Genomic DNA, 18,978 nt, shown 5'->3' with positions numbered 1-18,978 from the left:
GTCCCTTATCGAAAACACCATACTGAAATAAAGCACTCCAACCGGTTCAGAGCGGACATCGGCCATGCCCCTTCTCTCATCCAACAACCGGCCGTCCGCCTTCGACGGCCTGGCCGCAGCCGTACTCGATGACAAGGGGACGATTCTGCGCTGGACCGACTCCGCGGCGGCTCTCACGGGGCTCACCACCGACGAGGCCTGCGGCCACCCGGTGTGGGACCTTCTGGTCCGCGCCCACGGCACCCCGGCGCGACGCCTGCGCGGAGGGTCCGCGATTCCGCCTCGCGGCTGGGCGCGCATCCGGCAATCATCCGGCGCCGTCGTCGAGGTCGCCTTCCGCACGACACGTTTGACAGGCTCACCCGACTTGCTGGTCCTGGCAACCCCCTCACAGGACGTGACCGACCGTGACCGGGGTGTTGCACTCCTCGACGCGCTTGTTTCCCAGAACAGCATCGGGATCACTCTGTACGACACCGACCTCTCGATCGTGCAGACCAACGCGTCCTCCGATGTCCTCGGCGGCCCCGGCGTCCCGATCGGCAGCCCCGCGGACGATGTGGTGTCCTGGGATGACGCCAAGGACATCGAGTACACGCTTCGCCAGGTTCTGGCCACCGGCAAACCAGCGTTCGACGGCGAGCGATGGGTGCGGCTACAGCACGATCCGGCACTCCGGCGACGCCTGACGCTCCATGCCTTCCGGCTGCAGGACTCCCAGGGCAACCCCACCGGGGTGGCGGTGATGCACATGGACACAACCGAGGAACTGCTCGCCCGTCGGCGACTGGGCCTCTCCCACGAGGCGGCCGTACGCGTCGGGGCCTCGCTGGACGTCCGGCGCACCGCGCAGGATCTGGCGGACGTGCTCGTGCCGGCCCTCGGCGACCTCGCGGGGGTCGAACTGGCGCAGGCCGTGTTCGACGGCGCCGACCCTCCGCGAGGACTGGGCGGGGGAGATCTTCACCTGCGCCACGCCGCGCTGGCACCGGCCGCGGTCGGGCCTCTGACCGGCATCGACCTCGGTGACGAGCTTCCGCCGGTCCCCGACAGCCCTCTGCTGCGCGGCCTCCAGCAGGGCAGGACAGTCGTCCTCGGACGTGAGGAACTCATCGCCATGCTCGGAGATCCCCAGCTGGTCGAGCTTCTCCTCCCCAAGTCCTTCCGCTGGGTGATGCTGGCACCCCTCTGGGCACGCGGTTCCCTGCTGGGTGACGTGACGGTCTGGCGCATCGAGCGGTCCGATCCCTTCACCCCGGAGGACGCGGACCTCCTGACCGAGGTCGCCTCGCGCGCCGCGCTCGCCCTCGACAACGCCCGGCGGTACACCCGCGAACACCGTGCGGCGGTCGCCCTGCAGGAACGCATGCTTCCCCCGGCCACCACCGACACCCCCGCCGCCGAGACCGCCGGCGCCTACCTTCCCGCAGGCGACGGGGCGGACATAGGAGGCGACTGGTTCGACGCTCTGACCCTGCCCTCTTTCAGGGTCGCTCTCGTCATCGGCGACGTGGTCGGCCACGGCATGCACGCGACCGCCGGCATGGGGCGGCTTCGCGCCGCCATCCAGACTCTGGCCGATCTCGAACTGGAACCGGAGGAAGTACTCACCCGAACAGCGGACCTGGTCCAGCGTCTCACGGCGGAGGCACCGCCCGCGGAGCAGGACGGCGTCGGGGCCACCTGCCTGTACGCGATCTACGACCCGGTCACCGGGCGCTGCACCATGGCCAGTGCCGGTCACCCGCCCCCCGTGGTCATCCACCCCGACGGGACCGCGCACATCGTCGCGGTCTCCGCGGGACCTCCGCTCACCGTCGGCGGCATGCCGTACGAGACGACCACGATCGACATCGAGCCCGGTAGCGTCCTCGCCCTCTACACGGACGGCCTGATGGATCGAGACAGCCGGGACCTCGATGAGGCGCTGCGCCGGCTCACCGCCCGTCTCGTCTCGTCATGCGGTCCGGAAGCCGTCCTGGCGGACGCCGGCCACGCCCTGCTCGCCGACCTCGCGGTCCAGCCGCGACGCGACGACATGGCCCTCCTGCTGGCCCGAACACGGTCGATCCCGAAGGAGGCAACCGCTGTGTGGGAGTTCCGGGGCGATCCCACCGTAGTGTCCGAAGCCCGGAAGCTGACGGCCCGCCAACTCACCGCGTGGGGGCTGCAGGATCTTGTTTTCACCACCGAGCTCATCGTCAGCGAGCTGGTGACCAACGCGATCCGCTACGCGGGCGGACCGGTGGGGCTGCGACTGATCCGCCACGACGTCCTGGTGTGCGAGGTGACCGACCCCAGCAACACCCAGCCCCGCCTGCGGCGTGCCCGCACGACCGACGAGGGAGGGCGCGGCTTGTTCCTCGTCGCTCAGCTCACCGCGCGCTGGGGCTGTCGATACGGCCAGAACGGGAAGACGATCTGGGCCGAACAGCCCATCGACAACGCCCGCTGAGGCGTCCTCCCCACACCGGCCACACGACGCCGGGGCTCGCCGGTGAACCACGTACGGGGGCGGCCGAGATGAGACGCTCCGGTCTTGACGGAGTCGGTTTGCCGCACAACTGACCTTCCGCAGCCGATCGCATCCCATGAAGTGGTGCAGCGGGATGTTGGCCATGAGCCTTGATCGTGGACACACCAGCGGCTGGATCCTGAGGATCTGGGAACGGACATCTGGTGGTCGTGAAGTACTATCCGCCGCAGTTCAAGGTGGACGCATGACGGCGGAAGTGCAAAGCTCCCCGCAGTATAAAACTGCCGATCATCATTGACACCTGGGTCTCCGATCACTACGGAGATCCACATGCCGAAGTCCACCCCCACCACCCCGCCGCTTGACCGTGAGGCCAAGCGGCGCCTGGCCGTCATACGCCACGTCGAAGAGGTCACCGGGAACGTCGCGATGTCCTGCCGGTACTTCGGGATCAGCCGGCAGGCGTACTACACCTGGTACCGCCGCTACCAGGCCGAAGGCGTCGAGGGCCTGCGCACCCGCTCCAAGGCGCCGAAGACCTGCCCGAACGCGACCCACGTCGAGGTGGTCGGGAAGATCATCTACCTGCGGCAGAACTACCACTTCGGCCCCGAGAAGATCGCCATGTACCTCAAGCGGTACCACGACGTCACCATCAGCAAGTCCGGCGTCTGGCGCATCCTCAACCGCCTGGACATGGGCCGCCTGCCAGCCTCACAGCGCTACAAGCGCCACGACCGCCGGTGGAAGCGCTACGAGAAGCAGCTGCCCGGCCACCGGGTCCAGATCGACGTGAAGTTCATCGAGCCCCTCGCCTCGATGCCACAAGGGCGCCGCGGCGGCCGCAACAAGTACTTCCAGTTCACCGCCATCGACGACTGCACACGGCTGCGCGTCCTGCGGATCTACCCGACGCTGAACCAGGCCACCGCCATCCAGTTCCTCGACTACGTCATCCAGCGCCTGCCGTTCCAGGTCGAGGTCATCCAGACCGACAACGGCGCCGAATTCCAGTCCGCCTTCCACTGGCACGTCCTCGACAAAGGCATCGCCCACACCTACATCAAGCCCCGCACCCCACGCCTGAACGGCAAGGTCGAACGCTCCCACCGCATCGACGCCGAGGAGTTGTACCAGCTCCTCGACGGCGTCATCATCGACGACGCCGAGGTCTTCAACGACAAACTGCGCGAGTGGGAGGACTATTACAACTACCATCGCCCCCACGGCGGCCTCGGCGGCCAGACCCCCTACGAACGCCTCAAGCAGAAGACCACGGCCCAGGCGTAACCGGTGATCGTCAGTGGCACATTGACAGACGCAGTCGCGCTGTACAAAGGCTGGGCAGCGGGTGATGCGGGAGCCACCGGACTTCACGGCCTGATGGAGGTCGGTTACTCGGGAGCCCCTAGTTGAGCAGACCGTAGACGATGCTGCTCGTGGCAGTGGTAACGGCCGGAAAGCCCCACTCCAGACCAAGATCCGGACCATACCCGGGCCAGCGCTTCGAAAACTCCGTCGCCACAAGCTGTTTCAGCTGGTCAGGCGCATGGAAAGCCGGTACCACCAGCAGACGAAGAATCTGCCGGGACGAACGCGCACCGCGCGCAGGCGCAGAACTTTGCCCATGCCTACGGTGGTTAAGCGACAAGTCCGGGCTCGGTCTCTCAGCCCGGCCACCCACCACGCAGCGACTCCAAGCCGATCAACCTCAGATGCCCGAGTTCAACGGAGCGTAATCAGCACCAAGTCAGCACGGGACAGGTGAAGACGGGTGATGACATGGGCTTTTAGTCAGCACCAAACCAGCACGGGAGTCAGCACCGCACCGTCAAATCACCCCGAACTACGCGTCCCGGACGGCACTCGCTTCGACCGCCTTCGAGACCCTGAACCGCCCGATGCGAGCTGGCATGGTGGCCGCACGCATAGGCAAGCCTCGAACTATGTTGCCCTGCCACATGTGCGCCTGACCTGCATGTTTCTACGGTGTGACGACACGGAAACGTCCCCGCCAACCGCTTGGAAGTGGTGCCGATGTCCTCCCCCGCGACCGCTCCCCCGCCCCCCGCCGACCTCAAGCGCATCGTCGCCGCCAGTCTCATCGGCACCACCATCGAGTGGTACGACTTCTTCCTCTACGGCTCCGCCGCGGCGCTCGTGTTCAACAAGCTGTTCTTCCCTGACTCCGAGCCGCTCGTCGGCACGCTGCTGTCCTTCCTGACGTATGCCGTCGGATTCGCCGCGCGGCCGCTGGGGGCGCTGGTCTTCGGGCACTACGGTGACCGGCTCGGCCGCAAGCGGCTGTTGGTGCTGAGTCTGCTGCTGATGGGCGGGGCGACCTTCGCGATCGGGCTGCTGCCGACGCACGCGACGGTCGGCGCCGCCGCGCCCGTGCTGCTGACGGTGCTGCGGCTGGTGCAGGGCTTCGCGCTGGGCGGTGAGTGGGGTGGGGCCGTGTTGCTGGTGTCCGAGCACGGGGACGCGCGGCGGCGCGGGTTCTGGGCCTCGTGGCCGCAGACCGGTGCGCCGGCGGGGCAGTTGCTTGCGACCGGCGTGCTGTCGCTGTTGACGGCCGTGCTGTCGGACGCCGCCTTCGGCTCCTGGGGCTGGCGGATCCCGTTCCTGCTGTCGGGTGTGCTGGTGGTCGTAGGTCTGTGGATTCGTCTCTCTGTCGATGAATCGCCCGTCTTCCGGCAGGCGTTGGCGCAGGCCGAGGCCCGCCGGGCCGACCCGACGGCCGACGCCGAGAAGCTGCCGCTCGTCGCCGTCCTGCGGCACCACTGGCGTGACGTGCTGGTCGCGATGGGCGCGCGGATGGCGGAGAACATCTCCTACTACGTCATCACCGCCTTCATCCTCGTGTACGCCACCATCTCGGCCGGTGTCTCCAAGCAGACCGCGCTCAACGCCGTGCTGATCGGCTCGGCCGTGCACTTCGCGGTCATCCCCGCCTGGGGTGCGCTGTCGGACCGGATCGGACGGCGGCCGGTGTATCTGCTGGGCGCGGTCGGGGTGGGGCTGTGGATGTTCCCGTTCTTCGCGCTCGTCGACACCGGCGACTTCGGCGGCCTGGTCCTCGCCGTGACCGTGGGCCTGGTGCTGCACGGCGCGATGTACGCGCCGCAAGCCGCCTTCTTCTCCGAGATGTTCGCGACCCGGATGCGCTACTCCGGCGCCTCCATCGGTGCCCAGTTCGCCTCGGTCGCGGCGGGCGCCCCGGCACCGCTCATCGCCACCGCCCTCCTGGCCGACTACGACAGCTCCACCCCGATCGCCCTGTACGTGATCGCCGCGGCCCTGCTGACGGTCGTCGCCGTGGGAGCGGCCAAGGAGACCCGCCACCGCGACCTGGCCGAGGTCGGGCCCTCCCTCGGAGCCGAGCCCGCGCCCACGCCGGCCGAGGACGCGCGCGCCGTCTGATCCCCGGGGCCCCGCCGACCCGCCGTCCGATCCCAGGCGGGCCGGCCGGCCCGCCCTCTGTTCCCGGGCCCGCCGGCCCCCGTACCCACGTGCGGGGGTCAGCGCGCTGCCGGGACCGCCAGTCGGCGCAGTCGCAGGGCCAGTTGTATCTCCAGGGCGCGGGACGGGCTGTGCCAGTCGTCGCCGAGGAGGCGGCCGACGCGGTCCAGGCGCTGGGCGACGGTGTTCACATGGACGTGGAGTTCGTCCTTGGTGCGGGCCGGGCTCATCCCGCAGGCGAAGTACGCGTCGAGGGTGCGCAGCAGGTCGGTGCCGCGCCGTTCGTCGTACGCGACGACCCGGCCGATGGTGCGGTCGACGAAGCCCGTCACGTCCCGGTCGCCGCCGAGGAGCAGCCCCAGGAAGCCGAAGTCCTCGGCGGCGGCGCCGTCCCCGGAGCGGCCGAGCAGTCGCAGGGCGTCCAGACAGCGGCGTCCCTCCTCGTACGCGGCGGCCACGGCGTCCGGGTGGGCGGCGAGGTCCCGGACGGGGGCGGAGGCTCCGACGGTGACCGCCTCGTGGACCGCGGTGCCCAGGTGCCGGGCGGTGCGGCGGGCCACTTCCGTCGCGGTGTCGCCGGGTTCCAGGGGCAGCAGCAGGACGGTGCCGCCGTCGCGGGCGGCGGCCAGGCCGTGCCGGGTGGCCGCGAGGTGGGAGGCGGCGGACCACAGACGCCGGCGGGCGGCCGCCTCCTGGTCGGCGTCGGGCGCGGTGCCGTCCAGCCGCGCGGCGAGCACGACGTGGGTGGCGTCGAGATCGGCGCGCACCCGGAAGGCCCGCTCGCGCAGCAGGCGCGGATCGCGGTCGCGGGCGTCGAGCAGATCGTCGAGCAGCTCCCCGCGGACGCGCTGCTCGGCCTCGGCCGCGGAGCGTCTGGCCAGGAGCAGCAGCGAGGTGACCATCGCGGCGCGCTCCAGGGTGCGCTGGTCGACGGGGTCCAGGCCGGGGTGGCCGCGCAGCACGAGCGCGCCGAGCAGTTCGCCCCCGGCGGCCACCGCCGCGATCCAGTCGTCGGCGTGCCGTACGGCGTGGCCTTCGGCACGGGAGGCCTCCAGCGCCCGGGCCGGTGCGGTCTCGGTGAACTCGACCGTGCCGTCGAGGACCTGGGACACGGCGGCGGCCACGTCGTGCACCCCGCCGCCGCGCAGCACGAGTTCGGCGAGCCGGTCGTGGACGTCGGAGGCGCGCTCGATGACTGCGCTGCGGTCCTGGATGATCTCGTTGGCACGCTCCAGGCCGGCCAGGGCCGAGCGGGTCTCCGTCAGGAGGTTGGCGGTGTCGATCGCGGCGGCCGCCAGCGCGGCGAAGGAGCCGAGCAGCGCGATCTGCTCCCGTTCGAAGACCCGGGCGCGCCGGTCGGCGGCGAACAGCACCCCGATGACGTCCGTCCCCAGCGTCAGCGGGACCCCGAGGATCGCGACCAGGCCCTCGTCGCGCACCCCCGCGTCGATGGCCGTCGTGTGGCGGAAGCGGTCGTCGCGGAAGTAGTCGTCGGTGACGTACGGGCGCGCGGTCTGGGCGACCAGGCCGCCGAGCCCCTCCCCCATGCCGAGACGGAGCTGCTGGAACCGGGCGGCGACCGAGCCCTCCGTGACCCGCATGTAGGTGTCGCCCCTGGCCGGGTCGTGCAGGCTGAGGTAGGCGACGTCGGTGCCGAGCAGGGAGCGGGCGCGCTGCACGATCGCCCGCAGGACGGCGTCCACGTCGCGCAGGCCCGCCAGATCGTGGGCGGTCTCGAACAGCGCCGACAGCTCGGCCTCCCTGCGGCGCCGGCCCTCCAGCTCCGCGCGCACGCGCAGCGCCAGCAGCTTGGCCCGCTCCAGCGCCGCGATCCGCTCCGCGGACCGTCCCTCGGCGCGGGCGAGCGGCACCGGCCGCTCGTACGCCTCGGCGTCCGCGCCCCGGGCGAGCAGCTCGAGGAACGGCGCGTCGGCGTCGTGTGCGGTATCGAGGGCTGTCGTGGTGCCCTCCACGTGATCACGGGACATGCCCACAGGATTCCCCATCATGGGCGCGCCTCGTCAGGCCTGTGGAAAACGTGGACGACGCCGGAGCACCCGGTGCGAACAGATGTTCAGTGTGCGGTCCAGCCGCCGTCGAGAACCAGTGAGGTACCGGTGACGAAGGACGCCTGCGGCCCGCACAGGTACGCGACCGCCTCGGCCACCTCCTCCGGTTCGATGAGCCGCTTGACGGCGCTGTCGCGCAGCAGCACCTCGGCGGGCACGCGCTCCTCGGGGATGCCGTGCGCCCGTGCCTGGTCGGCGATCTGCCGCTGCACCAGGGGGGTGCGGACGTAGGCGGGGTTCACACAGTTGGAGGTGACGCCGTGGGGGGCGCCTTCGAGGGCGGTCGTCTTGGACAGGCCCTCCAGCCCGTGCTTGGCGGCCACGTACGCCGACTTGTACGCGGAGGCGCGCAGTCCGTGGACGGAGGACACGTTGACGACACGGCCCCAGCCCTGCCCGTACATGTGGGGCAGGGCGCCGCGGATGAGCCGGAAGGGTGCCTCCAGCATCACGGTGAGGACCGTGTGGAAGACGTCCGGCGGGAACTCCTCCAGGGGGCTGACGTGCTGCAGCCCGGCGTTGTTGACCAGGACGTCGGTCCCGCCGGCGGCGAGTTCGGCGGCGTCCAGGTCGGTGAGGTCCAGGACATGGGGTTCGATCGCGCCCGGCAGACCGGCCGCGCTCCCGGCGAGCGCCTCCAGGCCGTCCGTGTCCCGGTCGACCGCCCGGACCTTGGCCCCGGCTGCCGCCAGCCGCAGCGCGCAGGCGCGGCCGATGCCGCCGGCGGCGCCGGTGACGAGGGCGGTGCGGCCACCGAGGTCGAGCGAGGGGGCGGGGGCTGCGGGGGGCGTGGTCATGGCTCGACCCTAGGCAGCGCCCCGCCCCCACCCCATGTGGTCAGCCCCCACACTTCACTCGGACAGCGTGGTCTCGAACCACGTGGGTTCGTGGGAGAGCGCCTGCTTGATGCGGAACAGCTGTCGTTCGTGCATCGGCGGCAGGGCGTCCACCTCGAACCAGCCGACCTCGACGGACTCGTCGTCGTTGACCCGCGCCTCGCCGCCGACCGCCCGGCAGCGGAAGGTGACGTCCATGAACTGGCATCGGTCACCGTTGGGGTACTCGACCTGCCGCCCGGAGCGGATCAGGACGATGCGCTCGGGGACACAGCGCACGCCCGTCTCCTCCTCGACCTCCCGCACGGCACAGTCCGCGGGCTGCTCGCCCGGGTCCGGGATACCTGTGATCACGGTCCACTGACCGTTGTCCGCACGCCGTCCCAGCAGGACGCGCCCGTCATCGTCGAAGACGACGGCGCTGACGCCGGGAAGCCACAGAAGCTGGTGGCCGGCGGAGGCCCGGATCTCGGTGATGAACTCAGGAGTCGGCATGGGACCGACCCTAACCGGACCTCCGCCCCGGGGAAGCCCTCAGGCTCCGGCGCCCCGCCGGGCGCGCACCCCCGCGACGATCGCCCAGCCCAGACCGCCCGCCGCGACGAGTACCAACGCGATCTCGGGGAGGATGCCGAGCCGGGTCGCGGGGGTCTCCGAGGACCGCAGCGGCACCTTCTGCACCAGGCTGTCCGCGACGAACATGCCGGTCTTCTGGGTGATCCTCCCGTCCGGCATGATGATCGCGCTGACGCCGCTGGTGACGGGCACGGTCACGGTGCGGCTGTGCTCGACGGCGCGCACCCGGGACATGGCGAGCTGCTGGTAGGTCATCTCGCTGCGGTCGAAGGTGGCGTTGTTGCTGGGCACGGAGATCAGCTGGGCGCCGTCGGTGACCTCGGAACGGACGGCCCAGTCGAACGCGGCCTCGTAGCAGGTGACCAGTCCGACCTTGGCGCCGTCCATGGTGAACACGCCCGGCTTGGTGCCCCGACTGAAGTCCTGGTGGACCATGGACGTCCACTGGCTGTTGATCGCGCCGATGAGCGAGCGCAGCGGCAGGTACTCGCCGAAGGGCTGGATCTGCCGCTTGTCGTACGTCTGGGTGGGGCCCTTCACCGGGTCCCAGAGGATCTGCTCGTTGTAGAGCTTGCCGTCGCGCTCGACGACCCCGCCGACCGAGATGGGGACGCCGATCGCCTTGGCGGCCTTGTCGATGACGGCGGCCGCGTCGGCGTAGGCGAAGGGGTCGATGTCGGAGGAGTTCTCGGGCCACAGTACGAAGTCGGGCTGGGGCTTCTTGCCGGCCTTGACCTCGGCGGCCAGCCGTTGCGTCTCGCGCGCGTGGTAGTCGAGGACGGCCCGGCGCTGGGAGTTGAAGTCCAGGCCGAGACGGGGGACGTTGCCCTGGATGACGGCGACCGTCGCGGTGCCGTCCTCCGCCTTGTCGCTCACCAGGGAGCGCGCGGCCAGCGCGGCCGCGAAGGGGACGGCAAGGCTGAGCAGCGCCACGGCGGCGGCCGACCTGCGCACCTCACCGGTGCGCCGCCGGTCCGAGGCGAGGCGGACGACGTCGTAGAGGCCGAAGCCGCCGAGGACGACCGCGAAGCCGAGGACGGGCGTGCCGCCGAGCGCGGCCAGCGGCAGGAAGACGCCGTCCGCCTGACCGAAGGCGATCTTGCCCCAGGGGAAGCCGCGGAACGGCACACGCGCGCGTGCCGCCTCGCCCGCGATCCAGAGGGCCGCCGCCCAGACCGGCCAGGCCGGCAGCTTCGAGACCTTGGCGACACCGACACCGACCAGGGCGACGAAGACCGCCTCGATGGCCACCAGCGCGAGCCAGGGACCGGGGCCGACCTCGACGCCGGTCCACACCAGGAGCGGCAGCAGGAAACCGAGGCCGAAGAGGTAGCCGAGGCCGAGGGCCGTCTTCCAGCTGCGGCCGCGCAGCACCCAGCCGAAGACGGCGAAGGCCGGCAGGGCCAGCCACCACAGGGTGCGCGGCGGGAAGCTGACGTAGAGCAGCACTCCGGCGCCCGCCGCTGCGGCGGCGGGGAGGAGGCGCAGGAGCCGCGCCCGGCGCGAACCCGGCGCGGCCTGGGGCTCCAGCTGGTCGGGCTGGCCCACGGAAGTTGCGGTGACGGTCACTCCGGGAGTGTACGGCGGGTCACCTTTTGGCCGACAGCGCGGTCCACGGGGGCCGCCCCCGACGAGCCACGGTTCGTGCGCGACCCCGGCACGAGCATCCACAAACCGCCCATCAGCCGTTACGGTGTGCCAGAGCTCCGGTCGCACAGGTGTCCGGGGTGTCACAGGTCGGGGGGCGACCGGGTACGGGGGGTCGGGTGGGGTCCACGGGTTCCACGGGGATGACGTCGGCGGCCGGCGCGGACGCCGACGGAGAGAGACGAAACGTTTCCGACGCCGCGGGGGTGGCGGTGCTCGGGGCCTGCGCCGTCTGGTCCCTGGTCACGGCGGCCGTGCACGGCGGACGGCCCGAGGGCGTGCTGCTCGCGGTGCTGGCGGTGGCGGCCGGGTACGCGGCGGGGCGGATCGGCGGGGTGCTGCTGCCCGTGGCCGCGCCCGGTGCCGCGGCGCTGACCGGGCTCGTCATGACGGTGGCGGTGCCGCGGCTTGCGCCCGGGCCCGAGATCGCCGCGCCGCTGGGCCACGCGGGTGCCACGGCCGCGGTGCTGACGCTGTCGGCCGGTGCCGCGTGCTGCGCCGCCCGGGCGACGCCCGTGCCCCTGCTGCGGCTCGCCCTGACGCTGCTCGCCTGTGGTGTCGTGGTCGCGGGGGCGGTACTGGGTTCGACCACGGCGGTCGTGACGTGCGGTGCCGTCCTGCTGTGCTCACTGGTGGCCGGCCGGATGCGCCATCGGGGTCCGGCCCTCGGCGCCCTGGCCCTGGCCACGGCCCTGGTGACCGGCCTGACCTGGGCGGTCGCCGCGAACGCCCTGCCCGCCGGGCTCGCCGCATCCCTGGAGGACCAGCTCACCCACCGCCGGGTCGACCTGTGGCGCGACGCCCTGCGCCTGGCGCGCGGCGATACCGGTCTCGGCGTGGGACCCGGTCGCTTCGGGGAGCTGAGCGCCACGGCGGCGCAGTCCACCCTGTCCGACGGCAAGCCGCACTCGGCGCCGCTGCAGCTGGCGGCGGAGCAGGGTGTCGTAGGAGTACTGCTCCTCGCGGCGGCCTTCTGCTGGGTGCTGTTCGCGCTGTGGCGCGCGCCCCGCCCCACGCCGGTCGTCCTCACGGCGGGCGCCACGCTCACCGCGGTCGCGGCGCTCGCCGCCGTCGGCAACGCGCTGAGTTTCACCACGGTGTCGGTCGGCGCGGGCCTCCTGGCAGGTCTGGCGACGGCCCGCCCACTCGCCGACGAACCGGCACCCGTGTCACCGGCCGAAGCCGGCAGGGAGCGCCCCCGCGACCGCCCGGCCGTGTGACGTCGGGGCGCGCCGCCGCGACCGCCCACCGCCCGGCGGTATGACGTGCGTGCGCGGGGCCGAGCGTCCGGCGGCATGACGTGGGTGCGCCCCGTCACGACCGCCCGGCCGTGTACATCGGTGCGCGTCCCCGCGACCGCCCGGCGGTATGACGCGCGTACGCAGGGCCGAGTGTCCGGCGGTACGACCTCAGTGCGCAGGGCCGGGCGTCCGCGCCTGCAGCCGGGCCCTGATCGCCTGTACGGCGGACTCGGCGTCGTCCACGGTGATCGTGAACGTATGGCCGTCCCACAGCCGCAGCACCACTCCCTCACCACGGCGTACGACGACGGCGGTGCCCTTCTCCGGGCGCCAGCGGTAGCCCCAGCCGCCCCAGTGGCGGGGGGTGACGAGCGGTTCGAAATCGGCCCCGGCGACATGGGAGAGCGGGATGCGGCGGCGCGGCACGCCGATGTGTCCGCAGCGGACCTCCAGCACGTCCTTGTCGAGCTTCAGGTCGACGTGGACGAAGGCCAGGGTGCCGAAGAGGACCAGCAGTCCGGCGGCGATGCAGCCGACGACGGACATGACGAGGGGTGCGGTGCCGGACGTCCAGGCGGAGTCGACGGCGAGTTCGATGCCGAGCGCCATGCAGGCGGCGCCGACCAGCGCGAGCAGCCACTGGAACCGGTTGGTGGCGCGGCCGGTCCAGACGTCCGAATGCTCGGAATGCGGGGTGTCCTCGCCCTGGGGGTGATCGTGGGAGTGGTCCCTCATATACATGAGGTTACTCAGGTTTCGCTGCGCGGGTAGGGCGTTGCGCAGGGTGACTGGGCCGAGCGGGCGGGGTCTGCTCCCGGTGACCGTCGGTCACTGAGCGGGACTGACGGCCTGGAGCAGCCGGCCTTCCGCGTAGGCGAGGGCGGGCTGCGGGAGGCCGCCCTCGCGGCCGCTGAGCAGGACGGTCACGGAGCCGAGGCCGTCCGTCTCGGGCTCGAGGCGGGCGCCGATGCGGCGCAGGGCCTGCGCGGCGACGGCGCCGGCCGAGCCGTGCAGGACGAGGGGCGGCAGGACCGGGTTCTGGACGGCGGCGCGGATGCGGTCGGCGACGAGCTCGTAATGGGTGCAGCCCAGGACGACGGTCGTCACGTCGTCGGGAGTGAGGGCGGCGGCCGCGGCGACGGCGGTGGTGATCGCCGCCTCGTCCGCGTGCTCCACGGCCTCGGCCAGTCCCCAGCAGGGCACCTCGACGACCGTGACCCCGTCGGCGAAGTCCTCGATCAGACCGCGCTGGTACGGGCTGCCGGTGGTGGCGGGGGTGGCCCAGATCGCGACGGGGCCGCCGCCGGCCGCGGCCGGCTTGATCGCGGGGACGGTGCCGATCACCGGGATGCCCGGTTCGAGGCGGGCGCGCAGGGCGGGCAGGGCGTGCACGGTCGCCGTGTTGCAGCCGACGATGAGGGCGTCGGGCCCGTGGGCGGCGGCGGCCTCGGCGACGGCCAGGGCGCGCCCGGTGAGGTCCTGCGGGGTGCGCGGGCCCCAGGGCATGCCGTCGGGGTCGAGGGAGAGCACCAGATCGGCGTCGGGTCGCAGGCGCCGTACCGCGGCGGTGGCCGCCAGCAGGCCGATTCCGGAGTCCATGAGCGCGATCTTCACCCGGCCACGATAGACGATGTGCTCCTGCGGCCCGGCCGGGTGGGGCAGACTGCGCGGGTGAGCGCCGTCGTGTGGATCGCCGCCGTGTCCCTGGCCGCCTGGCTGTGGCTGTTGCTCTGTCAGGGCTTCTTCTGGCGTACGGACGTGAGACTGCCGGCCCGGAGGGAGCCGGACGCGTGGCCGTCGGTGTGCGTGGTCGTCCCCGCGCGCGACGAGGCGGCGGTGCTGCCCGCGAGCCTGCCGTCGCTGCTCGCACAGGACTACCCGGGGCGGGCGGAGGTCTTCCTCGTCGACGACGGCAGCTCGGACGGCACCGGGGAGCTGGCGCGCGAGCTGGCGCGGCGGCACGGCGGGCTGCCGCTGACCGTCGGCTCGCCGGGTGCGCCGCCGGCGGGCTGGACCGGGAAGCTGTGGGCGGTGCGGCACGGCATCGCCCTGGCACGCGCGCGTGAGCCCGAGTACCTCCTGCTGACGGACGCCGACATCGCGCACGCGCCCGACAGCCTGCGGGAACTGGTGGCGGCGGCGCGGACCGGGGGCTTCGACGTCGTCTCGCAGATGGCGCGGCTGCGGGTGGAGAGCCTGTGGGAGCGGCTGGTCGTGCCAGCCTTCGTCTATTTCTTCGCGCAGCTGTACCCGTTCCGCCGGATCGGGCGGCGCGGGACGCGGACGGCGGCCGCGGCGGGCGGCTGTGTCCTGCTGCGCGCGGAGGCGGCGGAGCGGGCGCGGATCCCGGAGGCCATCCGGCACGCCGTCATCGACGACGTGGCGCTCGCGCGCGCGGTGAAGCGCGCCGGCGGTCACATCTGGCTGGGGCTGGCCGACCGGGTGGACAGCGTGCGTCCCTACCCGAGGCTGCGCGACCTGTGGCGGATGGTCTCGCGCAGTGCCTACGCGCAACTGCGCCACAACCCGCTGCTGCTGGCCGGCACGGTGCTCGGCCTGGTGCTGGTGTACCTGGTCCCGCCGCTGGCCCTGCTCACCGGACTCGTCGCCGGCGGTACGGCCGCGGCGGTGCTCGGCGGGCTGGCGTGGCTGGTGATGACGGGGACGTACGTCCCGATGCTCCGCCACTACCGGCAGCCGCTGTGGCTCGCGCCCCTGCTGCCGTTCACCGCGTTCCTCTACCTCCTGATGACGGTGGATTCCGCGGTGCAGCACCACCGGGGGCGCGGCGCGGCCTGGAAGGGCCGCACCTACGCCCGCCCGGACGCCGTGACCGACGAGGGCTGAGGCGCCGGAGAGGGTCTACTTGCGGCCCGGTGTCCAGTTCATGCCCCACCCGTACGCGTGGTCGACGGTCCGCTGCGGACTCACTCCTCGTTCCGGCACGAGATAGCGGGCCTCGCGCTGGACGATCAGGTCACCGCCGTTGTTGGTGATCAGCGCGAGGGCGCACACGGTCGAGGGGATGGTGCACTCGTCCAGGGAGAAGTCGATCGGGGCGCCGTACTGGGGCTGCAGGGTGACCGTGGCGTGCAGGTCGGCGAAGGAGCGGGCCCCTTCGTAGACGGTCACGAAGACGAGGATGCGCCGGAAGGCGTTCCTGTGGTCGAGGTTGATGGTGAGGTTCTCGCCACGGGCGACGGCGCCGGTGCGGTCGTCGCCGTCGAGGTGGATGTACGGCGGCTGGTGCAGGGCGCCGAAGGCGTTGCCGAGGGCCTGGACGACGCCCTTGCGGCCGTCGGAGAGTTCGAAGAGGGCGCACAGGTCGAGGTCGAGGTCGTTGTGGAGCGCGACCGCGCGGCCTCGTTTGCTGCCCCATCCCGAGAACTGCTTGCGGACCTCCCAGTTGAGGTTCACGCGCATGACGCCCGAGGTGCCGCCCTGTTTGGCGAGCGACACGGCGGGGGCGGCCTTGGTGAGGGTCACCTTGGTCAGCCGGACCGGGGTGGCGGGCGGAGCCGGTGGCGGGGGCGGCGGGGCCTGGTGGACGGGCGGCGGCACGGTGGCCGGCAGCGCGGGCATGGTCGGCTGGGCGGACAGCGGCGGTGGGGCCGGGGCCGTATGGGGTGGCGGCGGGGCCGGGGCGGTCCGGGGAGCGGGTGGTGGTGCCACGTGCTGGGGCTCGTCCACGGCGATGCCGAAGTCCGTGGCCAGCCCCTCCAGGCCGCTGCCGTACCCCTGCCCGACGGCGCGGAACTTCCAGGCTCCCTGGCGGCGGTAGAACTCCCCCAGCACGAAGGCCGTCTCGACGGTCGCGCCGGTGCTGTCGAACCGGGCGGCGACGGTGCCCCGCGCGTCGTCCCGTACCTCGATGTAGAGGTCGGGCAGTTGGGCGAAGGTGCCGCCGTCGGCGGAGGCGGCGAGGACGACGGTCTCGATCGCGGGCTCCACGCGCGCGAGGTCCACGAGGAGTGTGTCGGTCACCCGGCCGCCGGCGTCGCGCTTGCCCTCGTGGCGGACGGCGCCGGAGGAGTGCGCCGGCTGGTTGTAGAAGACGAAGTCGGCGTCGGAGCGAACCTTTCCGCCCACGAGCAGCAGCGCCGAGGCGTCCGCGTCGGGCACCCCGGGTCCCGAGCGCCAGCCCAGTTCGACCCGCAGTGCCGTCGTCGGCACCGGGGTGTTGGACCCCTTCGGCATCGACATGTCCGCCCCCCTCACGTTTCCGTGCGCCGAGCCGCGCCCGGCGCCTCTCCGGATGTCTACCCGGTCAATCTGTTCCGGGGTACGGGGAAGGCCTGTGAAAGGCGCAGGACCACGCTCCACCGACCCGCCGGTAACCCGCCCGGAACTCGGCTTTTACACGATCACAGCGGTGTTCGCCGCCCCTTTTTGCCGAGTTCGCTCGCATTGGGGATCCGAGGTCACTGCCGACACGGAAAACAACCCTCTTATCGGTCTCCCCAACCAGCACATCGTGGGCTTAACTTATGTGCCATGACCTCCCCCCGCTCCACCTATGGCGGCTACTACTCCGCCTTCCCGGACACCCCGATCTACGACTCGCTCGTGGCCGAGCGGGGCACCCCGCAGATCGCACCGATCCGGGTCCCCGCCGCCTACGACACGCCGAGCAGCAGCAACCTGCCCGCGCTGCCGTCGGCGCTGCCCGCCCTCCCGGCGGCCCCGTCCCAGGCGTCCTACGGCTACCCGCAGGCGCAGCAGCCCTCGCCGCTGCAGCAGGCGCCCGCGGCGTACATCCCGCCGCAGGCCTCCGCGCCGCGTGGCTACCCGGGTCCGCAGGCCCCGCAGCAGCCGCGCCCGGCGGCGCCCGGCATGGGCTACGAGGCGATGCGCCCCGCAGCTCCCCGGCCGGCCGCGCCCCAGTACCAGGATCCGTACAACAACCAGCAGTACCGCGGCTACTGAGCCGACCCGGAGGTTGTCGGTGCCACCTGGCAGGATGACCTCATGGGGAATGCGGAACTGCTGTCCATTCACGTCCATCCGGTCAAGGCGTTCCGGGGCCAGGCACCCCGGGAGGCCGTCGTGGAGCCCTGGGGGCTGGCCGGAGACCGACGCTGGGCGCTGATCGACGACGGGGGAAAGGTCGTCACGCAACGCCAGCAACCGCGCCTCGCGCTGGCCGCCGCCGAGCTCCTGCCCGGCGGCGGCCTTCGGCTGTCCGCGCCCGGGCTCGAGCCGCTGACCGTGGCGGTGCCGGATCCGGTGGGCACCGTCTCGATGGAGATGTTCCGCGACAAGGTGGAGGGGGTCCTCGCCGACGCGGCGGCGCACGCCTGGTGCAGTGCCTATCTCGGCGCCGACATACGTCTGGTCCACATGGACGACCCCGCGACACGCCGACCGGTCGATCCTCAGTACGCGCTGCCCGGCGAGACCGTCACCTTCGCCGACGGCTACCCGCTGCTGGTCACCACGGTCGCCTCGCTGGACGCCCTCAACTCCCTGATCGCCGACGGTGAGCACGCGACCGAGGGCCCGTTGCCGATGAACCGGTTCCGGCCGAACGTGGTCGTGGCGGGCACCGACCCCTGGGCCGAGGACGGCTGGTCGCGCCTGGAGATCGGCGAGGTGGCCTTCCGCGTCGCCAAGACCTGCGGACGGTGCGTGGTGACCACCACCGACCAGGCCACCGCCGGGCGCGGCCGGGAACCCCTGCACACCCTGGGCCGGCACCGCCGCCTCGGCGGCAAGCTGGTCTTCGGCCAGAACCTGGTCCCCCTCACCCGCGGCACCATCCGGGTCGGCGACCCGGTGCGTGTGACCGGATAGATCCGGCCGCGTTGCGAGAGACGCCCAGGTGCGGGAACCTCCGCCGGGTGCTCGAGCGTTGGGCGTCGTGAGAAGTTCATGAGAGGTCCCGGCGCAGGTGATTTCGCTCTCTCTTCGACCGGGCTCCCGCGTGAACGGCTCCGGTGGGGGTTATCACGGAGGGGTAAGGGGGTGCGGGACGGTGCGCGTGATCGGTGGAATCTGGCGCTGGCGGCACAATCCGCTGCGCCGCGGGACGGATCTGGCCGAGGCGTGGGTGGCGTTGTCGGCGCTGCTGCTGATTCTCCTCGTCGCGCCCGTCGTGGGTTCCCTGATCGGCTCCGTCGCCCAGGACTCGCTGCAGCGGTCGGTCCGCGAGCAGCGGCAGGCCCGTCACGAGATCACGGCCACCGTCGTGCGGAAGGTGGCCGGTTCCCCGCTGGAGGCCGACCCCGAGGCCGCTTCCGGGCGGGAGGCCCGCAGCCGGGTCCTCGCCGACTGGACCGCCCCGGACGGCACCGCCCGGCACGGCACGGTCCTCGCGACCCTCAAGGCCCCGCACCGCGGCGACCACTTCGAGATATGGACCGACACGCACGGCAGTCTGGTGGCCCGTCCGCTGGACTCCGCCACCGCCACGACACACGCGGTACTCGCCGGATTCGGCGCGGCCCTGCTGACCGCCGGCGTGGTCGAGGGCGGTAGGCGGCTGATCGTCTGGCGCATGGTGCGCCGCCGGTACGCCCGTTGGGACCAGGCATGGGACCGCGCGGGCCCGGACTGGGGCCGTACAGGTACCGGCAGCTGACGTCGTTCGGTCACTGGTCAACCCACCGCCCGCGCGCACGCTACGGTGGTCCGGCCGAATGATGCATGATTCGGCATCAAACCCGCGTACG

Annotated in this window: 15 protein-coding genes; 8 read left to right on the top strand and 7 right to left on the bottom strand. The window is 72.1% G+C overall.

Annotated features, from left to right (window positions below; translation table 11 throughout):
- Positions 1 to 64: 64 nt before the first annotated feature.
- The 3 genes from ACIRF9_RS35060 to ACIRF9_RS35050 all read left to right on the top strand — a co-directional run bounded on the left by ACIRF9_RS35060 (position 65) and on the right by ACIRF9_RS35050 (position 5,899).
- Positions 65 to 2,455, top strand: coding sequence for a SpoIIE family protein phosphatase (locus ACIRF9_RS35060; protein WP_403830595.1), 2,391 nt, complete (start codon positions 65 to 67; stop codon positions 2,453 to 2,455).
- 351 nt (positions 2,456 to 2,806) lie between these two features.
- Positions 2,807 to 3,766 carry an IS481 family transposase gene (locus ACIRF9_RS35055; RefSeq protein WP_403830593.1) on the top strand — a complete coding sequence of 320 codons (960 nt, stop codon included), beginning with the start codon at positions 2,807 to 2,809 and terminating at the stop codon, positions 3,764 to 3,766.
- A gap of 747 nt (positions 3,767 to 4,513) precedes the next feature.
- On the top strand, positions 4,514 to 5,899 hold the full coding sequence (locus tag ACIRF9_RS35050) for an MFS transporter (RefSeq protein WP_403830591.1): 1,386 nt from the start codon (positions 4,514 to 4,516) through the stop codon (positions 5,897 to 5,899).
- 98 nt (positions 5,900 to 5,997) lie between these two features.
- Here the strand turns inward: ACIRF9_RS35050 and ACIRF9_RS35045 are convergent, their stop codons facing one another.
- The 4 genes from ACIRF9_RS35045 to lnt all read right to left on the bottom strand — a co-directional run bounded on the left by ACIRF9_RS35045 (position 5,998) and on the right by lnt (position 10,988).
- On the bottom strand, positions 5,998 to 7,926 hold the full coding sequence (locus ACIRF9_RS35045) for a helix-turn-helix domain-containing protein (protein WP_403830588.1): 1,929 nt from the start codon (positions 7,924 to 7,926) through the stop codon (positions 5,998 to 6,000).
- A gap of 86 nt (positions 7,927 to 8,012) precedes the next feature.
- Entirely contained in the window at positions 8,013 to 8,804 is a 792-nt protein-coding gene (locus ACIRF9_RS35040; protein ID WP_403830586.1) for a 3-hydroxybutyrate dehydrogenase, read from the bottom strand.
- 54 nt (positions 8,805 to 8,858) lie between these two features.
- Positions 8,859 to 9,338, bottom strand: coding sequence for an NUDIX hydrolase (locus tag ACIRF9_RS35035; RefSeq protein ID WP_403830584.1), 480 nt, complete (start codon positions 9,336 to 9,338; stop codon positions 8,859 to 8,861).
- 39 nt (positions 9,339 to 9,377) lie between these two features.
- On the bottom strand, positions 9,378 to 10,988 hold the full coding sequence (gene lnt, locus ACIRF9_RS35030) for an apolipoprotein N-acyltransferase (RefSeq protein WP_403830582.1): 1,611 nt from the start codon (positions 10,986 to 10,988) through the stop codon (positions 9,378 to 9,380).
- A 221-nt stretch (positions 10,989 to 11,209) separates the two neighbouring features.
- Here lnt and ACIRF9_RS35025 point away from each other — a divergent pair, with 221 nt between their 5' ends.
- Positions 11,210 to 12,286, top strand: coding sequence for an O-antigen ligase family protein (locus tag ACIRF9_RS35025; protein ID WP_403830580.1), 1,077 nt, complete (start codon positions 11,210 to 11,212; stop codon positions 12,284 to 12,286).
- Between the two features lie 189 nt (positions 12,287 to 12,475).
- Here the strand turns inward: ACIRF9_RS35025 and ACIRF9_RS35020 are convergent, their stop codons facing one another.
- Both ACIRF9_RS35020 and ACIRF9_RS35015 read right to left on the bottom strand, forming a co-directional pair.
- Positions 12,476 to 13,042, bottom strand: coding sequence for a hypothetical protein (locus tag ACIRF9_RS35020; RefSeq protein ID WP_403830578.1), 567 nt, complete (start codon positions 13,040 to 13,042; stop codon positions 12,476 to 12,478).
- Positions 13,043 to 13,135: 93 nt separating this feature from the next.
- The gene (locus ACIRF9_RS35015) at positions 13,136 to 13,921 is read right to left on the bottom strand and encodes a glutamate racemase (protein WP_403830575.1); all 786 of its coding nucleotides are present in this window, start codon (positions 13,919 to 13,921) and stop codon (positions 13,136 to 13,138) included.
- 39 nt (positions 13,922 to 13,960) lie between these two features.
- On the opposite strand from ACIRF9_RS35015, the gene ACIRF9_RS35010 reads away from it, so the two are divergent.
- Positions 13,961 to 15,154, top strand: a complete 1,194-nt coding sequence (locus ACIRF9_RS35010; RefSeq protein WP_403830917.1) for a glycosyltransferase — start codon at positions 13,961 to 13,963, stop codon at positions 15,152 to 15,154.
- A 15-nt stretch (positions 15,155 to 15,169) separates the two neighbouring features.
- Here the strand turns inward: ACIRF9_RS35010 and ACIRF9_RS35005 are convergent, their stop codons facing one another.
- Complete coding sequence (locus tag ACIRF9_RS35005) at positions 15,170 to 16,504, bottom strand: TerD family protein (RefSeq protein WP_403830915.1); 1,335 nt, start codon at positions 16,502 to 16,504, stop codon at positions 15,170 to 15,172.
- Between the two features lie 297 nt (positions 16,505 to 16,801).
- Here ACIRF9_RS35005 and ACIRF9_RS35000 point away from each other — a divergent pair, with 297 nt between their 5' ends.
- From ACIRF9_RS35000 to ACIRF9_RS34990, 3 genes are all read left to right on the top strand, one after another.
- Entirely contained in the window at positions 16,802 to 17,233 is a 432-nt protein-coding gene (locus ACIRF9_RS35000) for a DUF6643 family protein (protein WP_403830572.1), read from the top strand.
- Between the two features lie 42 nt (positions 17,234 to 17,275).
- Positions 17,276 to 18,100: an MOSC domain-containing protein gene (locus ACIRF9_RS34995; RefSeq protein ID WP_403830569.1), complete on the top strand. Its 825-nt coding sequence runs from the start codon at positions 17,276 to 17,278 to the stop codon at positions 18,098 to 18,100.
- 181 nt (positions 18,101 to 18,281) lie between these two features.
- Positions 18,282 to 18,887, top strand: a complete 606-nt coding sequence (locus tag ACIRF9_RS34990; RefSeq protein ID WP_403830567.1) for a hypothetical protein — start codon at positions 18,282 to 18,284, stop codon at positions 18,885 to 18,887.
- Positions 18,888 to 18,978 lie beyond the last annotated feature (91 nt).

The sequence above is a fragment of the Streptomyces sp. NPDC096132 genome (genome assembly GCF_044763345.1).
Classification (GTDB): Bacteria; Actinomycetota; Actinomycetes; order Streptomycetales; family Streptomycetaceae; genus Streptomyces.
This window is presented reverse-complemented; position numbering and strand designations above follow the sequence as displayed.